This is a genomic window from Actinomadura montaniterrae, from assembly GCF_008923365.1.
GTDB classification, from domain to species: Bacteria; Actinomycetota; Actinomycetes; order Streptosporangiales; family Streptosporangiaceae; genus Spirillospora; species Spirillospora montaniterrae.
Genome location: NZ_WBMR01000121.1, coordinates 1 through 19,547 on the forward strand (window position 1 = coordinate 1; position 19,547 = coordinate 19,547).

General features: G+C 73.0%; 15 protein-coding genes. 13 read left to right on the plus strand and 2 right to left on the minus strand.

What is annotated here, in order from left to right:
* Positions 1 to 78: 78 nt before the first annotated feature.
* Positions 79 to 1,038 (minus strand): alpha/beta hydrolase, encoded by a 960-nt coding sequence (locus tag F9B16_RS31675; RefSeq protein ID WP_151543892.1) that lies wholly within the window; start codon positions 1,036 to 1,038, stop codon positions 79 to 81.
* Between the two features lie 122 nt (positions 1,039 to 1,160).
* On the opposite strand from F9B16_RS31675, the gene F9B16_RS31680 reads away from it, so the two are divergent.
* The 10 genes from F9B16_RS31680 to F9B16_RS31725 all read left to right on the plus strand — a co-directional run bounded on the left by F9B16_RS31680 (position 1,161) and on the right by F9B16_RS31725 (position 14,673).
* On the plus strand, positions 1,161 to 2,192 hold the full coding sequence (locus F9B16_RS31680) for a helix-turn-helix domain-containing protein (RefSeq protein WP_151543893.1): 1,032 nt from the start codon (positions 1,161 to 1,163) through the stop codon (positions 2,190 to 2,192).
* Positions 2,193 to 2,333: 141 nt separating this feature from the next.
* Positions 2,334 to 2,978 carry an ABC transporter permease gene (locus F9B16_RS31685; protein ID WP_225992112.1) on the plus strand — a complete coding sequence of 215 codons (645 nt, stop codon included), beginning with the start codon at positions 2,334 to 2,336 and terminating at the stop codon, positions 2,976 to 2,978.
* Positions 2,975 to 4,000, plus strand: a complete 1,026-nt coding sequence (locus F9B16_RS31690; protein WP_225992113.1) for an ABC transporter ATP-binding protein — start codon at positions 2,975 to 2,977, stop codon at positions 3,998 to 4,000. Before F9B16_RS31685 ends, F9B16_RS31690 begins: the two co-directional genes overlap by 4 nt.
* Complete coding sequence (locus F9B16_RS31695) at positions 3,997 to 4,806, plus strand: ABC transporter permease (protein WP_225992114.1); 810 nt, start codon at positions 3,997 to 3,999, stop codon at positions 4,804 to 4,806. The genes F9B16_RS31690 and F9B16_RS31695 overlap by 4 nt, the downstream gene beginning before the upstream one ends.
* Before the next feature lie 20 nt (positions 4,807 to 4,826).
* Complete coding sequence (locus tag F9B16_RS31700; RefSeq protein ID WP_151543894.1) at positions 4,827 to 5,783, plus strand: glycine betaine ABC transporter substrate-binding protein; 957 nt, start codon at positions 4,827 to 4,829, stop codon at positions 5,781 to 5,783.
* A gap of 124 nt (positions 5,784 to 5,907) precedes the next feature.
* Positions 5,908 to 6,864: an MBL fold metallo-hydrolase gene (locus F9B16_RS31705; protein WP_151543895.1), complete on the plus strand. Its 957-nt coding sequence runs from the start codon at positions 5,908 to 5,910 to the stop codon at positions 6,862 to 6,864.
* On the plus strand, positions 6,848 to 8,437 hold the full coding sequence (locus F9B16_RS31710; RefSeq protein WP_151543896.1) for an FAD-dependent monooxygenase: 1,590 nt from the start codon (positions 6,848 to 6,850) through the stop codon (positions 8,435 to 8,437). The genes F9B16_RS31705 and F9B16_RS31710 overlap by 17 nt, the downstream gene beginning before the upstream one ends.
* Before the next feature lie 184 nt (positions 8,438 to 8,621).
* On the plus strand, positions 8,622 to 12,230 hold the full coding sequence (metH, locus tag F9B16_RS31715) for a methionine synthase (protein ID WP_151543897.1): 3,609 nt from the start codon (positions 8,622 to 8,624) through the stop codon (positions 12,228 to 12,230).
* A 116-nt stretch (positions 12,231 to 12,346) separates the two neighbouring features.
* Positions 12,347 to 13,399, plus strand: a complete 1,053-nt coding sequence (locus F9B16_RS31720) for a hypothetical protein (protein ID WP_151543898.1) — start codon at positions 12,347 to 12,349, stop codon at positions 13,397 to 13,399.
* Between the two features lie 2 nt (positions 13,400 to 13,401).
* Entirely contained in the window at positions 13,402 to 14,673 is a 1,272-nt protein-coding gene (locus tag F9B16_RS31725) for an ABC transporter substrate-binding protein (protein WP_192809082.1), read from the plus strand.
* A gap of 9 nt (positions 14,674 to 14,682) precedes the next feature.
* On the opposite strand, the gene F9B16_RS31730 is transcribed toward F9B16_RS31725, so the two are convergent.
* The gene (locus tag F9B16_RS31730) at positions 14,683 to 15,381 is read right to left on the minus strand and encodes a TetR/AcrR family transcriptional regulator (RefSeq protein WP_151543900.1); all 699 of its coding nucleotides are present in this window, start codon (positions 15,379 to 15,381) and stop codon (positions 14,683 to 14,685) included.
* Positions 15,382 to 15,464: 83 nt separating this feature from the next.
* On the opposite strand from F9B16_RS31730, the gene F9B16_RS31735 reads away from it, so the two are divergent.
* The 3 genes from F9B16_RS31735 (at position 15,465) to F9B16_RS31745 (ending at position 19,501) form a co-directional block, all read left to right on the plus strand.
* A complete protein-coding gene (locus tag F9B16_RS31735; RefSeq protein WP_192809083.1) occupies positions 15,465 to 17,024 on the plus strand; it encodes a class I adenylate-forming enzyme family protein in 1,560 nt (519 codons plus the stop codon).
* 138 nt (positions 17,025 to 17,162) lie between these two features.
* Positions 17,163 to 18,437 carry an acyl-CoA dehydrogenase family protein gene (locus F9B16_RS31740; RefSeq protein ID WP_151543902.1) on the plus strand — a complete coding sequence of 425 codons (1,275 nt, stop codon included), beginning with the start codon at positions 17,163 to 17,165 and terminating at the stop codon, positions 18,435 to 18,437.
* A gap of 5 nt (positions 18,438 to 18,442) precedes the next feature.
* Entirely contained in the window at positions 18,443 to 19,501 is a 1,059-nt protein-coding gene (locus F9B16_RS31745) for a phosphotransferase family protein (protein ID WP_151543903.1), read from the plus strand.
* The last annotated feature ends 46 nt before the right edge of the window (positions 19,502 to 19,547 follow it).

Here is a 19,547-nt window from a genome sequence, read left to right on the forward strand (position 1 = left end):
GTGCCGCGCCCGCGCCCGGCTGCCGTGCTCGCTCGCGGCGCCACGCCTAGGCGGGCGCCGCGCGCAGGGGTGCCGGGGTCAGGCGGGCTGCTCGACGGTTTGCAGTGCGCGGCGGAGCACGCCGAGCCGGTCGGCGGCCATGCGGCGGGAGACGGCGGCGTCCTGGATCAGGGCCGAGCCGTGGAACGTCCCCGGGTAGTGGTGCACCTCCGTCCCGACGCCCGCCTGGACGAGCCGCAGCGCGTAGGCGAGGCCCTCGTCGCGGAGCGGGTCGAACTCGCAGGTGGTGACGTAGGCGGGCGGCAGCCCGGTGAGGTCCTCGGCGCGGGCGGGCGCCGCGTAGGGGGAGACCCCGGCGGTGCCGCGCACCCCCTTGCCGAGGTAGTAGTCCCAGCTCAGCTCGGCGTTCGGGCGGTTCCAGATCGGGGTGTCGGTGAACGCGCGCATCGACGGGGTGTCGAGCCGGTCGTCGAGCTCGGGGATGCCGAGGAGCTGGAAGCAGAGCGCGGGGCCGCCGCGGTCGCGGGCCAGCAGCGCGGTCGCGGCGGACAGTCCGCCGCCCGCGCTCTCGCCGCCGACCGCGAGCCGGCCGGGGTCGATGCCGAGGTCGCCGGCGTTGCCGGCGGTCCAGGTCAGCGCGGCGTAGCAGTCCTCGAGGCCGGCGGGGAACGGGTGCTCGGGCGCGAGCCGGTACTCCACCGACAGCACCACCGCGCCGACCTCCGCCGCGATGCACAGCGCGTCGTCGTGGAAGGCGTCGACGTTCCCGAGGACGAACCCGCCGCCGTGGATGTAGAGCAGGCCGGGCAGCGGGCCGTCGGCGGCGGACGGGGTGAAGATCCGCACCGGCACGTCCGGGGCACCGGCGGGCCCGGGGACGGCGACGTCGCGGATGTCGACCGGGACGGGCGGCTCGTACCGGGGACGCGCGGCGAGCAGCCGGTCGTCGGCCTCCCGCATCGCGGCGGGGTCGGTCAGCGTGATCTCGGGGATCATGGAGATCCACGGGGCGAGCTCCGGGTCGAAGGCGTACGTCACGTTCCGGCTCCTCTCGGCGGCTGGACACCAGTCTCACCGCGATCCGCGGTCCCGCCCAGCCGCCGACCGGCGGGGATCGCGGACCGGAATCCGCCGATCGTCGGGTGGCGTACGATCCGTCCATGAAAGGGCTGCTCCTGCGGTTGTCGGGGCTGGACGCCGACGCGGAGAACGCCGTCCGGGTGATCGGCTTCTTCGACCGGCTGATCGCGGGACGCGCGAGCCCGCGCGCGCTGGTGCGCGCCACCGCGACGCTCGCCGAGTGCCCCGCCGGGCTGGCCGATCCGTCGCGCGGGATCTCGCTGCGCTCGGAGCCCGGCGCGGCGGCGGGGGAGCGGTCCGTCCGGGAGTTCGCCGAGACCGGGCTCGTGTGGCTGGAGCGGACCGGCGCGCCGCTCCCGCTCGACGAGATCGTCCTCGAACGGTTCGCCTTCGCGGCGACGGTGCTGCTGGAGCGCGAGCACGACCGGCGGGACGACGCCGCGCTGGTGGAGCTGGTCGTGTCGGCGGACGCCGCGGAGGCCGAACGGTCCCGCGCGTTGCGGGCGATGCGGTTCGAGCCGTCCGCCCCGCTGCACGTGCTGGCCGTGGCGGGCGGCGACGCGGCCGCGGTGCTCGGCGCCCTCGGCCCGGACGCGCGCGCCGCGGCGCTCGGACCCGTCCACGCGGTCCTGGCCCGGGACGTCCCGGCGGACCTGGAGCACCGGACGCCGGACGGGACGCGGATCGGGATCGGTCCCGCGCTGCCCGGCGCCGGCGCGCCGGAGTCCTGGCGCGCGGCCCGGTCCGCGCTGCGGTTCACGACGCTCGGCGAGGGCCTGCCGGCGGTGGTGCGCCACGACCGGCTCGGCGCGCTCGCCGCGATCGCCGCGCGGCTGCGTCCCGAGGACATCGCCCAGGTCGCGGACGTGGCGGCGCTCGACCGGCTCGCTGCCGAACCGCACGGCGACGACGTCCTGGAGGTCCTGGTCGCGTTCTGCGCGACCGGCTCGACCCGCAAGGCCGCCGCTCGCGTACACCGCCACCACAGCACGATCGCGGCGCGGCTGTCGCACGCGGAACGGCGGCTCGGGTTCTCCTTCCACGCGCCGGGCGGGCGGCTGCGGCTGGACCTGGCACTGCTGCTGCGCCACCTGCGGGACGAACCGGGCTGAGTCCCGGTTAACAGATCTGTGTCCTGACTTTTCTTGCCTTATTGATCACCCGTAGGCAGCCTCTTCTGGTATGGGAGACGCCCGCCTGACCGTCCGCGCCCAGGTTCCCCCGCCCTTACCGCCGAGCGGCGGGAGGCGCCCGTGAGCTTCTCCGACTACCTCGCCGACCGGTGGCCGACGATCGCGCGGCAGATGGCCGAGCACGCCGAGGTGGTGCTGATCGCCGTCGGCATCGCCGCGGTCATCGGGATCGGCCTCGGCATCGCGGTGGAGGGCCGCCCGCGGCTCAGCCGGCTCGCGCTCGGCGTCACCGGCACGATGCTGACCGTCCCGTCGCTGGCGCTGTTCGGGCTGCTGATCCCGCTGTTCGGGCTGGGCCTCGCGCCGACGATCACGGCGCTGGTGCTGTACGCGGTGTTCCCGATCCTGCGCAACACGATCACCGGGCTGGAGTCGGTGCCGGGCGCGGTCGAGGAGGCGGCGCGGGGGATGGGGCTCGGCCGCGCGAGCCGGATGCTGCGGGTCCGGCTGCCGCTGGCCTGGCCGGTCGTGCTCACCGGGGTCCGGGTCGCCACGATCATGACGGTCGCGATCGCCGCGATCGCCGCCGCCGTCGCCGGCCCCGGGCTCGGCGAGCTGATCTTCGGGGGGCTGTCGCGGATCGGCGGCGCGAACGCGCTGAACGACACGCTCGCCGGCACGCTCGGCGTCGCGCTGCTCGCGCTCGCCCTGGACCTGCTGTTCGCCGTGGTGTCGCGGCTGACCACACCGAGGGGCATGCGATGAAGGAGATGATCCGGCTCGACGCCGTCACCAAGCGCTACCCCGGGCAGGACGCGCCGGCCGTGGACGGGCTCACGCTGAGCGTCCGGGAGGGCGAGATCGTCGTGCTGCTCGGGCCGTCCGGCTGCGGCAAGACGACGACGCTGCGGCTGATCAACCGGCTGATCGAGCCGACGGAGGGGCGCATCTTCCTCGACGGCGAGGACGTCACCCGGGTGAACCCCGACGAGCTGCGCCGCCGCATCGGCTACGTCATCCAGCAGGTCGGGCTGTTCCCGCACATGACGATCGCCGGGAACATCGGCCTGATCCCGCGGACGCTCGGCTGGGACAAGAAGCGGGTCGGCGCCCGCGTCGACGAGCTGCTCGACCTGGTCGGCCTCGACCCGGGGACGTTCCGGGGCCGCTATCCCAAGGAGCTGTCGGGCGGGCAGCAGCAGCGCGTCGGGGTGGCCCGCGCGCTCGCCGCCGACCCGCCCGCGATGCTGATGGACGAGCCGTTCGGTGCGATCGACCCGATCACGCGGGAGCGGCTGCAGGACGCGTTCCTGGAGCTGCAGGCGCGGATCGGCAAGACGATCGTGCTGGTCACGCACGACCTGACGGAGGCGCTCAAGCTCGGCGACCGGATCGCGATGCTCGGCGAGCGCGCCCGGCTCGTCCAGTACGACACGCCCGCGGCGATCCTCGCCGAGCCCGCCGACGAGTTCGTCGCGTCGTTCGTCGGCGCGGGCGCCGCGATGCGGCGGCTCCGGCTGGTCGAGGTCGGGTCCATCGAGCTGGTGCCGGTCGAGGCGGTCGGCGCCGTGTCGACGAGCGTCCGCGCGGACCAGAGCCTGTACGAGGCGCTCGACGCGATGCTGCGGGCCGGCGACGAGGGCGCCGTCGTCCTGGACGAGGACGGCCGGCCCGCGGGCGCCGTCTCGTGGTCGGCGATCGTCCGGGAGACGCCGCACGCCGGCGGGGCACCGTCCGCCGGGCCGCCGCTGACGAGGGCGCCGAACGGGGAGAGCGGCCGCCGATGAGCGTCACGACGATGCTCGACGGCCGCCCCGACGGCCCGCGCGGCGGCGCCACCTCACGGGACCGGGCGGAGCCGGAGAAGGCCCGCCGCTCCGCCACCGGGGTGGTCGCGACACCGGTCGTCCTCGTCCTCGCGACCGCCGCGCTCTTCGCCTACCTGCACGGACGGCATCTCGACGCGATCGAGAAGCGCTCCATCAACCGGGACGTGATCACCCAGCGGTTCGTCGAGCACATCGAGCTGGTGGCGGTGTCGACGGCGCTCGTCCTCGCGATCGCGATCCCGCTCGGCGTGCTGCTGACCAGGCCGGGGCTGCGCGCCCTGGCCGCGCCGTTCCTCGCGCTGGCGAACGTCGGGCAGGCCGTCCCGTCCATCGGGGTGCTGGTGCTGCTCGCCGTCACGGTCGGGATCGGCTTCCAGAAGGCGGTGATCGCGCTCATCCTCGTGTCCGCGCTGCCCGTGCTGCGCAACACCATGGTCGGGCTGCAGGGCGTCGACCCCGCGCTGATCGACGCCGGGCGCGGCATCGGGCTGTCCCGGACGGCGGTGCTGCTGCGCGTGGAGCTGCCGCTCGCCGTGCCGGTGATCCTCGCCAGCGTCCGCGTCGCGGTCATCCTCAACGTCGGCAGCGCGACGCTCGCCGCGTTCACCAACGCCGGCGGCCTCGGCGACCTCATCAACACCGGCATCGCGCTGAACCGGACCCCGATCCTGCTCACCGGAAGCGTCCTGACCGCCGTCCTCGCGATGGCGGCGGACTGGCTCATCGGCATCGTCGAGCACTACCTGCGCCCGCGCGGCATCTGAATCCCCCGAGGAGAGTCACCATGCGCACGCTCCCCATCGTCGCCTCCGTCGCCGCCGTCACGCTGACCGCCGGGTGCTTCAGCTCGTCCGGCACCGACGCCAAGGCGGGCAGCCTCGCCAAGGGCAACTCGCTCAAGGGCGCCACCGTCACGGTCGGCGGCAAGGAGTTCACCGAGCAGCTCGTCCTCTGCCAGATCACGGCGCTGGCGCTGCGGTCGGCGGGCGCGACCGTCAAGGAGAAGTGCGGGCTGCAGGGCAGCAACACCACGCGCGCCGCGCTGACGTCCGGCAGCATCGACATGTACTGGGAGTACACCGGGACGGCCTGGATCAACTACCTGAAGAACACCAAGCCGCTCAACAACGCCGCCGAGCAGTACCAGGCCGTCGCGCAGCAGGACCTCACCAAGAACCATGTGAAGTGGCTGGCCGCCGCGCCCGCCAACAACACCTACGCCATCGCGGTGAAGACGACCACGATGCAGCAGCTCGGGATCACGGACCTGTCCGGCTACGCCAAGCTCGCGCACACCGATCCCGCCAAGGCGTCCACGTGCGTGGCCAGCGAGTTCGCCGGGCGCAGCGACGGATGGCCGGGGCTGCAGAAGGCGTACGGGTTCACGCTGCCGAAGTCGTCGGTCGCGACCCTCGCCGAGGGCGCCATCTACGACGCCATCGGCAAGGGCAAGCCGTGCAACTTCGGCGAGGTCGCGACGACCGACGGCCGGATCAAGGCGCTCGGCCTCAACTCGATCCCCGACGACAAGAAGTTCTTCCCCGTCTACAACCCCGCGCTGACGCTGCGCGACTCGGTCTACAAGGACCACCCGGCCATCGAGAAGATCATGAACCCGATCGCGGCGGCGCTCAGCGACTCGGTCCTGCAGACCCTCAACGGCGAGGTCGACATCAAGGGCCAGGAGGCCACGGACGTCGCCCAGAAGTGGCTCCAGTCCAAGGGCTTCATCGGCAAGTAGGGCCGCCGGAAGACTCTGCCAAGCACCGGCCCGGCGGCCTGTCGGGGTTCGTTGTTCCGCCTCGGGCTTCCCCGGGCAGGACACGAGGGTGCCGAGTCCGCGGGAGCGCGGGGAGGGATCTGGGATGAAACCGTTCGCGTCGTCGGCCGATCTGGCGGAGAAGGAGCGGAGTCTGGAGGTGCTCGCGGACGGCGTGTACGCGTTGACCGCCGAGGGCGATCCGAATGTCGGGGCGGTGGAGGGCGAGGACTTCGTTGTGTGCTTCGAGGCGCTGGCGACGCCGGTGGCGGCGCGCGAGTGGCTGGCGTTGCTGCGTGAGCACACCGATAAGCCGGTCCGGTATCTGGTGTTGTCGCACTATCACGCGGTGCGGGTGCTGGGTGCGAGCGCGTTCGACGCCGACGTCATCGTGGCGCACGAGAAGACACGGGAGCTGGTCGCCGAGCGCGGGAAGCAGGACTGGGAGTCGGAGTTCGGCCGGATGCCGCGGCTGTTCAAGGAGCCGGAGTCGATTCCGGGGTTGACGTGGCCGACGGCGACGTTCAGCGACCGGTTCACGATCCAGCTGGGCGGGGACCGCGGCGAGCTGGTCCTTCAGTACTGCGGGCGCGGGCACACCGAGGGCGACATCGTGGCGTGGCTGCCGAAGCAGAAGGTGTTGTTCGCCGGTGATCTGGTGGAGGCGCAGGCGGCGTTGTACACCGGTGATGCCTTCCATCGTGATTGGGCGTCGGGGACGTTGGATCGGGTCGCGGCGCTGGGCGCCGAGGCGCTGGTGGGCGGGCGCGGCGCGGTGGCGTCCGGCCGGGAGGCGGTGGACGCGGCGATCGGCCAGACCCGGCACTTCCTCCAGGTGATGATCCGCGAGGTGACGGCGGTGCAGGGGCGCGGTGGGACGCTGAGGGAGGCGTTCGAGGCGGTCCATGCGGAGCTGGAGCCGGAGTACGGGCGGTGGCCGATCTTCGAGCACTGCCTGCCGTTCGATGTGTCCCGGTTGTGGGACGAGCTGTCCGGCATCGAACGCCCGGTCATCTGGACCGCCGAACGCGACCGGGCCGTCTGGGATGAACTCCAGGGCTGACACTGGACCCGCGGAGCCGGTCGTCGTCGCCGGCGCCGGGCCGGTGGGCCTGGTCACCGCGCTGCTGCTGGCGCGCTCCGGCGTGCCCTCGGTCGTGCTAGAGGCTGCCGACCGCTGCGAACCGATCGGGTCCAAGGCGATCTGCTTCCAGCGCGACGTCCTCGACGTGCTGGACCGGATCGGCTGCGCCGACAAGATGATCGCGCGCGGCGTTACCTGGACCACCGGCCGCACCTATTATCGCGGCACCGAACTGTTCAAGGTCACGTTCCCGGACGCCGGGAGCGGCGACGTCCCGCCCTGGATCAACATCTCGCAGGCCGAGGTCGAGCGGTACCTGCGCGACCTGGCGGACGCCGCACCGCTGGTGGACGTCCGGTACGGGCACCTTGTCACCGGCCTCCACCAGGACGATGACGGCGTGCGGGTCCGCGCGGAAGCCCCGGACGGCGAGGTCACCGTCGCCGGGAGCCACCTGGTCGGCGCGGACGGCCCGCACAGCGCGGTCCGCCGGCTGCTCGGCGTCGATTTCCCCGGCCATTCGTTCGACGACAGGTTCCTCATCTGCGACATCCGGGCCAGCCTGCCGTTCCCGAACGAGCGCCGGTTCCACTTCGACCCGGAATGGAACCCCGGACGGCAGGTGCTGGTGCACCAGTGCCCCGACCGGACCTGGCGGATCGACTGGCAGATGCCCGCCGGCTACGACTTCGAGGCCGAGCGGGATTCCGGGGCCCTGGACGACCGCATCCGGAAGATCACCGGCGACGCCCCCTACGAGATCATGTGGGCGTCGGTGTACCGGTTCCACCAGCGGTGCGCCGAGACGTTCCGCCGCGGCCGGGCCTTCCTCGCGGGGGACGCGGCGCACCTGTACGCGCCGTTCGGCGCGCGCGGGCTGAACTCCGGCGTGCAGGACGCCGAGAACCTCGCCTGGAAGATCGCGTTCGTCCGCCGCGGCCACGGCTCCGAGGACCTGCTCGCGAGCTACGACGCCGAACGCCGGGCGGCGGCGCTGGAGAACCTGGCGGTCACGACGCGCACCATGGAGTTCCTCGTCCCGCACACCCCCGAGGAGAGGACCCGGCGGCTGACCGCGCTGGAAGCGGCGCTCACCGACCCCGAGGCCCGTGCCCGCATCGACTCCGGGAAGCTCGCCGAGCCGTACTGGTACCTGGACTCGCCGCTGACCACCCCGTCCGGGCCGGTCGACGTGTTCCCGCGCGCCGCCGGGGCCGTCCGGCCGCCGATCCCCGGCGTCCTCTGCCCCGACGGGCCCTGCGTCGTCGACGGACGCAAGACCAGGCTGCGGCGGCTGTTCGGCACGGAATTCGTCGCCCTGGCCGCCGACCAAGGAGGAGTTGCGCGGATCGAGGAGTCGGCAAGCGGCGTCCCCGTCGCGGTCCACGCCCTGGACGCCATCGACACCACCGGTGCCATCCGTGCCGCGCTGAAGGCGGGACCCGGCACCGTTCACCTCGTCCGGCCCGACGGGCACCTCGCCGCCGTCCTCCCGGACCCCGATCCGGGCGCGTTCGCCGCGGCGCTGCGCCGGGCTTGCGGCCGACGCTGACCGTTTCACCGCTCTCGCCTGGGGTTGTGCGGGAAAGAGGGACGGGAGTTTCACAGGCGCCGGGTCCATTCGGTAACCTCGGAGTCGGGCCGAGAGGCGCTGCAACGGACGCGCGGGCGTCCGCCACGCTCGGCCCGAGACCGGTACACGCAAGGGCGCCTCCCAACGACACGGGAGGTGGCTGGTGGGCAGGACCGAAGAGCTGCGCGGGCTTCTGGGCGAGCGGGTCGTGGTGCTCGACGGGGCGTGGGGCACGATGCTCCAGGGCGCCGGGCTCACCCCCGGGGACTACCGGGGCGAGCGCATCGGCGGCGACCACGAGAAGGACGTCACCGGCGACCCCGACCTGCTGAACCTCACCCGGCCGGACGTGATCCTCGACGTCCACCGGCAGTACCTCGACGCCGGCGCCGACATCACCACCACCAACACCTTCACCGCGACGAGCATCGGCCAGGCCGACTACGGGCTGGAGGGCCTCGTCCGCGAGATGAACGTGCAGGGCGCCCGGCTCGCCCGGCAGGCCGCCGACGAGTACGGGAACCGGTTCGTCGCCGGCTCCGTCGGCCCCCTCAACGTCACGCTCTCGCTGTCCCCGCACGTCGACGACCCCGCCTACCGCGCCGTCACGTTCGACCAGGTCAAGGCCGCCTACGCGGAGCAGATCGCGGGCCTGGCCGAGGGCGGCGTCGACCTGCTGCTGATCGAGACGATCTTCGACACGCTGAACGCGAAGGCGGCGGTCGTCGCCGCCCGCGAGGTCGCCCCCGACCTGCCGCTCTGGATCTCGTTGTTCGTCGACGTGTCCAGGCGCACGCTGTCCGGCCAGACGGTCGAGGCGTTCTGGCGGTCCGTCGAGCACGCCGAGCCGCTCGTCGTCGGCCTGAACTGCTCGCTCGGCGCCGACGAGATGCGTCCCCACGTCGAGGAGCTCTCCCGCCTCGCCGGCACCTACACCGCGAGCCATCCGAACGCGGGACTGCCGAATGCGTTCGGCGGCTACGACCAGACCCCGGAGGAGACCGGGAGCAAGCTCGGCGAGTTCGCCGCCTCCGGGATCGTCAACATCGCGGGCGGCTGCTGCGGGACGACCCCCGCGCACATCGCCCGCATCGCCGAGGCCGTCCGCGGCAAGGCGCCGCGCGAGGTGGCCCGCCCCCGCAGGGCGACCCGCTACAGCGGCCTCGAGCCGTTCGAGATCGGCCAGGACACCGGCTTCGTCATGATCGGCGAGCGCACCAACGTCACCGGCTCCAAGCGGTTCCGCAACCTCATCGAGGCGGGCGACCACCAGGCCGCCGTGGACGTGGCGCTGGAGCAGGTCCGCGGCGGCGCGAACCTCCTCGACGTCAACATGGACGCCGACCTGCTCGACAGCGAGCGGGAGATGACGACGTTCCTCAACCTGATCGCGACCGAGCCCGAGGTGGCCCGCATCCCGATCATGGTGGACAGCTCGCGGTGGAGCGTGCTGGAGGCCGGGCTGAAGACCGTCCAGGGCAAGGGCGTCGTCAACTCGATCAGCCTCAAGGAGGGCGAGGAGCCGTTCCTGGAGCAGGCCCGCCGCATCCGCGACTTCGGCGCCGGCGTCGTCGTCATGGCGTTCGACGAGCAGGGCCAGGCCGACACCGCCGACCGCAAGGTGGAGATCTGCGGCCGCGCCTACGACCTGCTCACGCAGAAGGCCGGGTTCGCGGCCGAGGACATCATCTTCGACCCGAACGTGCTCGCCGTCGCGACCGGCATCGCCGAGCACAACGGGTACGCCAAGGCGTTCATCGACGCGCTGCCGCGGATCAAGGAGCGCTGCCCCGGCGCCCGCACCAGCGGCGGCATCTCCAACCTGTCGTTCTCGTTCCGCGGCAACGAGGTCGTCCGCGAGGCGATGCACTCGGCGTTCCTGTTCCACGCGGTGAAGGCCGGGCTGGACATGGGCATCGTCAACGCCGGGCAGCTCGCCGTCTACGAGGACATCCCCGCCGACCTGCTCGAACTCGTCGAGGACGTGCTGTTCGACCGGCGCCCGGACGCCACCGACCGGCTGGTGTCGTTCGCCGAGAACGTCAAGGGCAAGGGCACCAAGCGCGAGATCGACCTCTCCTGGCGCGAGGCGCCGGTGGAGGAGCGGCTGTCGCACGCCCTCGTCCACGGGATCGTGGACTTCATCGAGGAGGACACCGAGGAGGCCCGGCAGAAGCTGCCGCGCCCGCTCGACGTCATCGAGGGCCCGCTGATGGACGGCATGAAGGTCGTCGGCGACCTGTTCGGGTCCGGGAAGATGTTCCTGCCGCAGGTGGTCAAGAGCGCCCGCGCGATGAAGCGCTCGGTCGCCTACCTGGAACCGTTCATGGAGGCGGAGAAGGAGAAGGCGCTGGCCGAGGGCCGCGTCGAGTCCGACCGCGGCCAGGGCAAGATCGTCCTCGCGACCGTCAAGGGCGACGTGCACGACATCGGCAAGAACATCGTCGGCGTCGTCCTCGGCTGCAACAACTACGACGTCGTCGACCTCGGCGTGATGGTGCCCGCCGCGAAGATCCTCGACACCGCGGTCGCGGAGAACGCCGACGCGATCGGGCTGTCCGGGCTGATCACCCCGTCGCTGGACGAGATGGTGTCGGTGGCGGCCGAGATGCAGCGCCGGGGGATGAAGCTGCCGCTGCTGATCGGCGGCGCCACCACGTCCCGCCAGCACACCGCGGTGCGGATCGCGCCCGCCTACGACCAGACCACCGTGCACGTGCTGGACGCCTCCCGCGTCGTCGGCGTCGTCTCGGACCTGCTCGACGCCGAGCGCGCCGGGGCCCTCGCGATCTCCAACGCCGAGGAGCAGCAGCGGCTCCGCGAGCAGCACGAGAAGAAGCAGCGCGCGCCGATGCTGACGATCGAGCAGGCCCGCGCCAACCGCGAGAGCGTGCCGTTCGACGACCTGCCCGTGCCCGCCTTCACCGGGGTGCGCGTCCTCGAGCCGGACCTGGACGAGCTGCGCGCGATGATCGACTGGCAGTTCTTCTTCCTCGCCTGGGAGCTGAAGGGCAAGTACCCGGCGATCCTCGACCAGCCGGTCGCGCGGGAGCTGTTCGACGACGGCAACGGCCTCCTCGACAAGATCATCGCGGACGGGCTGCTGCGCGCCCGCGGCGCCTACGCGTTCTGGCCCGCGCACTCCGAGGGCGACGACATCGTCCTCGACGGCGGCGAGGCCCGCTTCCCGATGCTGCGGCAGCAGACCGCCAAGCCGGAGGGCCGCCCCAACCGGTGCCTGGCCGACTACATCGCCCCGGAGGGCGACCACCTCGGCGGGTTCGCGGTCACGGTGCTCGGCGCGGAGGAGCTCGCCGCCCAGTTCGAGGCCGACAACGACGACTACCGGTCGATCATGGTGAAGGCGCTCGCGGACCGGCTCGCCGAGGCGTTCGCCGAGTACGCGCACCTCCAGGCACGGCGCGACTGGTTCGAGCCGGACGCCGACCCCAAGCTGGAGGACCTGCACGCCGAGCGGTTCCGCGGCATCCGCCCGGCGCTCGGCTACCCGGCGAGCCCCGACCACAGCGAGAAGAAGGACCTGTTCGAGCTGCTCGGGGCGGACCGGCTCGGCATCGGGCTGACCGAGTCGTACGCGATGACCCCGGCCGCCAGCGTCAGCGGGCTGATCTTCGCGCATCCGTCCTCGCGGTACTTCACCGTCGGCCGGATCGGCCGCGACCAGACCGCGGACTACGCGGCGCGGCGCGGGCTCGCCCTTCCCGAAATCGAGCGCTGGCTGCGCCCGAATCTCGCCTACGAAACGGAATGAGCTGCGGCGACACCCGCGAAACTGACCTGAACCGGCCAGCCCGATAACGGGCGGGAGCGGCATTCCCGGCGTAAATGTAAGCGATATGTAAACGGTCGCGGATTACCATGGCCCGCGTGTCGGTTGCGCTGGCTGCCCGGGCGGTCCCGAGGAAGTGGAGCACCCCGCGCTGGCTCTGGACGGTGCTGGCGGCGGCCGTCGGCCTGACGGTGCTGTCCTGGCTGGCGGCGACGGCGGTGCTGGTCGGGAGCCGGTCGGCGGTGTCGTCGGTGAAGGACGGCGGCGCCCCCGCCTACGTCAGCGCCCGCACCGCGCACGCCGCGCTGTCGGACGCCGACCGGGCCGCGTGGCAGAGCTTCCGGTCCGGCGCGGCCCAGCTCATCGGCCCCGGCCAGCAGTTCCGGGACGACCTGACGACCGCGAGCGACAATCTCGCGCACCTCGCCGAACTCGATTTCGGCGGCGCCGCCGGACGCGATCTGCTGCGCGCGGTGAACGCGCAGGTCGTCACCTATCAGGGGCTCGTGGAACAGGCCGACGCCACCTATCGGGAAGGGCTCGAAAAACTCGGGTACGCCTATCTCGGCTACGCCTCCGACCTGCTGCACGGCGACGGCGGGCTGCTGTCCCGGATCGACGAGATCGCGCGGCGGGACCTGCGCGGCATCGACGGCGAGCGGGACTCGGCGTGGGCCGGCGGGGGCCTCGCGCTCGGCGCCGCCGCCGTCGGCCTGGTGCTGCTCGGCGTCCTCGGCTACGCGCAGGTGTCGATGGCGCGGCGGTTCCGCCGGCTGATCAACCTGCCGCTGGCCGCCGCCAGCGCCGTCCTGGCCGGGCTGCTCGTCTGGACGTCCATGACGTTCCTGCACGTCGACCACGCCTTCGCGGACGCGTCCGACCGCGGGGTGCCCGCCTTCGACCGGACGATCCAGGCGCAGATCCGCGGCGCCGACACCGGCGCCGGGGCGCTCCGCGCCGGGCGCGCCGCGCCGAAGGGCGGCGGCCTGGACGTCGCCGCCGCCGACAAGGCGCAGCGCCCGCTGGAGGCGAAGCTGTCCGACGCCACCGACACCCGCGGCCTGGACGCGGGGCTGCCGCTGCTGTCGCTGGCCGTGGCGGTGCTCGCGGCCCTCGGCGTGGGGACCCGGCTACGCGAGTACAGGAGATGACCGTGCGACTGCTGGCAGCGCTGCTCCTGCTCTGCGCGTTCACGACCGTGTCCTGCGGCGGCACCGGGTCCGGGCAGAGCGTGACCGTGCTCGGCTCGTGGACGGGCGCCGAGGGCGACGCGTTCCGCGCGATGCTGTCCGGGTTCGAGAAGAGCACCGGCATCCACGTCGACTACACCGGCACCCGCGACGCCCGCGCGATCCTCGCCAGCGAGCTGCACGACGGCACGCCGCCCGACACCGCCGTCCTCGCCACGCCCGGCGACCTGCGCACCTACGCCGCGGCCGGGGAGCTGAGGCCGGTCGGCGGCGCCCAGCAGGGCATCGGCGGCGACCTGACCGGCGCGGCCGGCCCGGACGGCGTCCGCCGCCCCTACGGCATCGTCGTCAAGGCGGCCGTGAAGGGCCTGATCTGGTACGACCCGCGGACGCTGCCGGCGGCGACGCGGGCGCGGCTGGCCCAGCCCATCGCGTCCTTCGACGACCTGGCGAAGATCGCGTCCGGGGCGGCGGCGAAGCCGTGGTGCCTCGGCCTGGAGGACACGTCCAACTCGGGCTGGCCGGGCACCGACTGGATCGAGGACGTGATCCTGCACGAGTCCGGTCCGGACGTCTACGACCAGTGGGTCTCGGGGAACCTGCAGTGGACGTCCGATCCGGTCCGCAAGGCGTGGCAGACGTTCGGGTCGGTCGTCGCCGGGACCCGCACCGGCACCGACGCCATCCTGCTCACCGGCTACGGCAAGGCCGGCGCGCCGATGTTCGCGGACCCGCCCGGCTGCCTGTTCGACCACGCGGGGTCGTTCATCACGGCCTTCTACGGGCAGACGCCCGGCCGCCCGCAGGCGGGACGCGACTACGACTTCGTCCCGTTCCCCGGCGGGCGGGCGGTCGAGATCGGCGGGGACCTGCTCGGCATGTTCCGCGCCACCCCCGCCGCCCGCAAGCTCGTCGCCTACCTGACCACGGCGAAGGCCCAGGAGGCGTGGATCGAGCGGCCGGGCAGCGGCGCGTTCTCGCTCAACCGGTCCGTCCCGCCGAGCGTGTACCCCGACCCGCTGTCGCGGCGGATCGCGCAGACCCTGGCGAGCGCGGCGACGGTCCGGTTCGACGCCTCGGACTCGATGCCGACCGTGATGGCCGCCGCGTTCGACCACGCCGTCCTGGAGTACGTCACCGACCCCACCGCGCAGCGCCTCGACCGGATCCTCCGCTCGCTGGACCAGGTCCGCTGCACGACCGGCACCGGCGCCGTGCCGCCGCGGAACTGCTGACGGGCGGCGTCACGCGCCGGGATCGGCCTCCACCAGGGCCAGGGCGAGGCGGCCGAACCGTTCGGCGACCTCGGCGGCGGTGAGCGGGCCGTCCTCGCGGAACCACACCGACACGCCCGTCGCCATCGTGAGGATGCCGCGGACGGCCTCCGACGGGTACGGCGTGCCGAACGCGCCGCACGCGGCGCCGTCGTTCACGACGCGGTGGAACATCCGCTCGTGCCGGTCCCGCTTGGCGATGAGCAGGGCGCGCTCGCGCTGCTCGATGCTGTGCATCTCGCCGACGCCGAGCACCGCCTCGCGGCGCAGCTCGGTGTGCACGAGGACGTGCTCGCGGACGAGCCTGCGCAGCCGCCGGGCGGGGTCGGGCGGGGCGCCGGCCAGGACGGCCTCGCAGCGCTCGGTGAGGTGGTCGATGGTCCGGTGCATGATCGCGACGAGCAGGTCGTGCTTGGAGCCGAAGTAGTGGTACAGCACGGCGGGGCTCATCCCGGCACGGTCGGCGATGTCGCGGACCGAGGTGCCGTTGTAGCCCTTCTCCGACATCGTCTCGACGGCCGCCGAGATGAGGATCCGGGTGCCGGGCGTGTCGGTCGGCCGGGACAGCGCGTCGCTCGACGTGGGCGTGACGTCGGCGGTCGTGCGGTGGGCCGGGGTCCCGCGGCCGCGGGACGCGCGCCGCGGTCCGGCCCCTGCGTCGTCGTCCACGAAGATCCTCCTCTGGATTCCGCCTGCATTCCAACGTACATTCGTTCAATGCCATCCCAGCCGGCTACCGGGAGTGTGACACCGTGACCGCACCCGTCCCCGACCCGCTGGCGGCGCTGACCGCCGCGCACCCGTCCAAGACCGCGATCATCGAGGGGGACCGGCGGCTGAGCTACGCCGCGTTCAACGCGCTGGTCAACCGCTACGCCAACGTGCTCGTGGGCCTCGGTGTCCGGGCCGGCACCAAGGTCACCTGGTGCGGGCGCAACAGTACCGAGGTCGTCGCCCTGATCGCCGCGCTGCGCAAGGCCGGCGCGGTCGGCGTCCCGCTGAACTACCGGCTGAGCCCCGAGGAGGCGTCCTACGTCGTCGCGAACGCCGACAGCGCGCTGGTGCTGTTCGACGTCGAGCAGGCGCCGCAGCTGGAGCTCGCGGCGCGCGAGGCCGGGGGCGTCCGCGGCTGGCTGGCGTTCCGGAGCGGGACCGGGCAGGTGCCGGACTGGGCGTCCGACCTGGACGCCGAGGCCGCCCGCAGCCCGGAGACAGAACCGGCCGCCGCGGGCGACGACCCGGCGGCGGGCACCGCGATGTTCTACACGTCCGGGACGACCGGCAAGCCGAAGGGCGTGGTGCGCGGGCAGCCGGACCCGGAGATCGTCATCGGGCTGGTGACGGAGATCGGCTACCAGCCCGGCGACGTGTACCTGACGACCGGCCCGCTGTACCACTCCGGCCCGATGAGCTTCATGCTGATCGTCCAGCAGATGGGCGGGACGGTCGTGGTGATGCGCGACTTCGACCCCGAGCGCTGGCTGGAGCTGGTCGAGGAGCACAGGGTGACGGCGACGTTCTCGGCGCCGACCCCGATCCGCCGCGTGCTGGACCTGCCGGACGAGGTGATCGCGGCCCGCGACCTGTCGTCGCTGCGGCGGTTCATCGCCAACGCGGCGCCCTGGCCGTTCGAGCTGAAGCGCCGCTACGTCGAGAAGATCGGCGAAGGCTCGCTGTTCGAGGTGTACGGGTCGACGGAGCTGGGCGTGGACACGATCCTGCGGCCGGAGGACCAGATGCGCAAGCCGGGCAGCTGCGGGCGGCCCGCGCCCGGCATCGAGATCGCGCTGTTCGACGACAAGGGCGAGCGCGTCGAGGAGCCGCGGGTGCCGGGCGACCTGTACGTGCGCAGCAAGGCGACGTTCGACGCCTACTACAAGGCGGACCGCAAGTTCGAGGACGCGAAGCTCGGCGAGTGGCTGACGGTCGGCGACATCGCCTACCGCGACGACGAGGGCTTCTACTACATCTGCGACCGCCGCACCGACATGATCATCTCGGGCGGGGTGAACATCTACCCGGCCGAGATCGAGGCGGTGCTGACCGCGCATCCGGCGATCGCGGACGCGGCCGTGTTCGGGATCCCGTCGCAGGAGTGGGGCGAGTCCGTGCACGCCGCGATCGTGGTGCATCCGGGCGCCGAGGCGTCGGACGCGGAGCTGGACGCGTTCTGCCGCGAGCACCTGGCCTCCTACAAGGTGCCGCGCGGGTACGACCGGATCGCCGAGGTGCCGCGCAACCCGTCGGGCAAGGCGCTCAAGCGGCAGCTGCGCGACCCGTACTGGGAGTCGCAGGAGACCAAGATCGGCTGACCGGGGGCGGCGTCTCGGGCCGGGAGCGGCGTTCCCGGGGCGACCGGGGGCCGGCTTCCCCGGGACCGGACCGGGCGCGGCTTCCCCGGGAGCCGCCTCCGGTGCCAAGCTGACCTGAGCAAGCGTTAGGGAGGGTGCGTGGACTTCGAGCTGCCCGCGGAGCTGACCCGGCTCCTGGCCGATCTCGACGCGTTCATCGAGCGGGAGATCGCGCCGCTGCAGGCGCAGGACGACAACGAGCGCTTCTTCGACCACCGCCGCGAGTACGCGCGGACCGACTTCGAGAACGGCGGCGTGCCGCGCCGGGAGTGGGAGGAGCTGCTCGGCGAGATGTTCCGGCGGGCGGACGCGGCCGGCTGGCTGCGCTACGGCCTGCCCGAGGAGCTCGGCGGCTCCGGCGGCTCCAACCTCGACATGGCGGTGATCCGCGAGCACCTCGCCCACAAGGGCCTCGGCCTGCACAACGACCTGCAGAACGAGTCGTCGGTCGTCGGCAACTTCCCGTTCGCCCACATGCTGCTGGAGTTCGGGACGGACGAGCAGAAGGAGGAGTTCCTGCAGCCGATGCTCGCCCGCGAGAAGCGCATCGGCTTCGGCCTCACCGAGCCCGGCCACGGCAGCGACGCGACCTGGATGGAGACCACCGCCGTCCCGGACGGCGGTGACTGGGTCATCAACGGCGCCAAGCGCTTCAACTCCGGCATGCACTCGGCCACCCACGACGTGGTGTTCGCCCGCACGTCCGGCGAGCCCGGCGACGCGCGCGGCATCACCGCGTTCTTCGTGCCGACCGACGCCCCCGGGTTCTCCGTCGACTTCCACTGGTGGACGCTCAACATGCCCACCGACCACGCGGAGGTCACCATCCGGGACGTGCGGGTGCCGGGCTCGGCGGTGTTCGGCGCCGTCGGCGAAGGGCTCGACGTCGCGCAGACGTTCGTGCACGAGAACCGGATCCGGCAGGCGGCGTCCGGGGTCGGCGCGGGCCAGTACTGCGTCGACCGCAGCGTCGAGTACGCGCGGGAGCGGGTGACGTTCGGGCGGCCGCTCGCGACGCGGCAGGCGATCCAGTGGCCGCTGGTGGAGCTGCAGACCGAGGCGGAGATGCTGCGCGGGCTCGTCCGCAAGACGGCGTGGGAGCTGGACCGGGTCCCGCACGTGCAGATCAGCGACAAGGTCTCGATGTGCAACTACCGCGCGAACCGGTTCGTGTGCGAGGCGGCCGACCGGGCGATGCAGGTGCACGGCGGTCTCGGCTACACCCGGCACACCCCGTTCGAGCACATCTACCGCCATCACCGCCGCTACCGGATCACCGAGGGCGCCGAGGAGGTCCAGATGCGCAAGGTGGCCGGATACCTGTTCGGCTTCGCCGGCCCGAACCGGGCGGCCCGCGCCGAGGGGAAGGGCTGACGCCGATGCCGGACGCGCACGCCGCCGGCCCGGGCGGTCCGCCGGGGATCGACGCCGAGCGGGTGGGGGAGTGGCTGGCGGCCCACGTCGGCGGGCTGGCCGCCCCGGTCCGGTTCGCGCTGGTGTCGGGCGGCCGGTCCAACCTCACCTACCGGGTCACCGACGCGGCGGGCGCCGTGTACGCGCTGCGCCGCCCGCCGATGGGCGGCGTGCTGGAGACCGCGCACGACATGGGACGGGAGTGGCGGTTCATCTCGGCCATGGCCGGGACCGCCGTCCCCGTCGCGGCGCCGCTGGCGTTCTGCGACGACCCCGCCGTCACCGGGGCGCCGTTCTACGTGATGGGGTTCGTCGACGGGACCGTCCTCGCCGACCGCGCCGCCGCCGAGAGGCTGGTGCCTGAGGCGAGGGCGAAGGCGTGCGACGACCTGGTCGAGGTTCTCGCCGCGCTGCACGCGCTCGACCCGCACGAGGTGGGGCTCGGCGACATGGTGCGCCGCACCGGCTTCGCCGAGCGGCAGCTCCGGCGCTGGCTGCACCAGGCGCGGCAGTCGGGCGCGGACTACCTGCCGCTGCTGGTCGAGGTCCACGACCTGCTGGCCGCGGACGTCCCGCCGCAGGGCACCGGCATCGTGCACGGCGACTACCGGGCGGGGAACCTCGCGTTCGGGCCGGACGGGACCGTCCGCGCGGTGTTCGACTGGGAGCTGGCGACGTCCGGCGACGCCCTCGCCGACCTCGGCTACCTCGTCTCGACCTGGCAGGAGCCGGGCGATCCGCCCGGCGCCGCGCCGCTCGGGCCGACGACGATGCCGGGGTTCGCGTCCCGCGCGGACCTCGCCGGGCGGTACGCGCGGCTGTCCGGACGCGACGTGTCCGACCTGCCGTACTGGGTGGCGTTCGCGCACTGGCGGTCGGCGTGCATCGGCGCCGGGGTGCAGGCCCGCTACCTGGCCGGCCACATGGCCGACGACGGCTACCTGGCGGAGGCCCGCGAGCGCGCGGCCCTCGGCGTCGAGCTGGCCGAGAAGGCCCGCGCGGGCCTGCACGCGCAGGAGATCTGACGCGAACGAGATCTGACGAGCGGGGACGCCGACGAGTGGAGACGAC

What these genes read in the sequence shown, in the direction of transcription:
- F9B16_RS31680 (WP_151543893.1), top strand. Translation starts at nt 1,161, where the DNA reads ATGAAAGGGCTGCTCCTGCGGTTGTCGGGGCTGGACGCCGACGCGGAG.
- F9B16_RS31690 (WP_225992113.1), top strand. Translation starts at nt 2,975, where the DNA reads ATGAAGGAGATGATCCGGCTCGACGCCGTCACCAAGCGCTACCCCGGG.
- F9B16_RS31695 (WP_225992114.1), top strand. Translation starts at nt 3,997, where the DNA reads ATGAGCGTCACGACGATGCTCGACGGCCGCCCCGACGGCCCGCGCGGC.
- F9B16_RS31700 (WP_151543894.1), top strand. Translation starts at nt 4,827, where the DNA reads ATGCGCACGCTCCCCATCGTCGCCTCCGTCGCCGCCGTCACGCTGACC.
- F9B16_RS31705 (WP_151543895.1), top strand. Translation starts at nt 5,908, where the DNA reads ATGAAACCGTTCGCGTCGTCGGCCGATCTGGCGGAGAAGGAGCGGAGT.
- F9B16_RS31710 (WP_151543896.1), top strand. Translation starts at nt 6,848, where the DNA reads ATGAACTCCAGGGCTGACACTGGACCCGCGGAGCCGGTCGTCGTCGCC.
- F9B16_RS31745 (WP_151543903.1), top strand. Translation starts at nt 18,443, where the DNA reads ATGCCGGACGCGCACGCCGCCGGCCCGGGCGGTCCGCCGGGGATCGAC.